Origin of the sequence: Halioglobus sp. HI00S01 (assembly GCF_001635445.1) — a bacterium.
GTDB classification, from domain to species: domain Bacteria; phylum Pseudomonadota; class Gammaproteobacteria; order Pseudomonadales; family Halieaceae; genus Halioglobus; species Halioglobus japonicus.
This window is the reverse complement of the sequence record NZ_LWEE01000007.1, coordinates 1-220: the sequence shown is the minus strand read 5'-3', so window position 1 is coordinate 220 and position 220 is coordinate 1. Positions and strand designations below refer to the sequence as shown.

Sequence of the window (220 nt, the reverse complement as noted above, 5' to 3'; positions counted from 1 at the left end):
TGATATCGATTTGCTCGGCGCTGCTGCTCGGCAGCAATCTAGAACTAAATACAATGACCACTAATCCGATCAATGTGACAGGCAGGCCCACCAGGAAGAAGTCGAAAAACGCCAGCCCCTCGCCGGTAGCATCTTCCAGGAAACTGCTGACAATCAGGTTGGTTGAGGTGCCGATGAGGGTCATCGTACCGCCCAGTATGGCGGCATAGGACAGAGGGAT

General features: G+C 53.6%; 1 protein-coding gene. It reads right to left on the bottom strand.

Translation table 11 applies throughout. The features are described from left to right. Positions 1 to 220 (bottom strand): SLC13 family permease (locus A3709_RS01970; protein ID WP_197484043.1); only part of this gene is annotated, 220 nt, incomplete at both ends.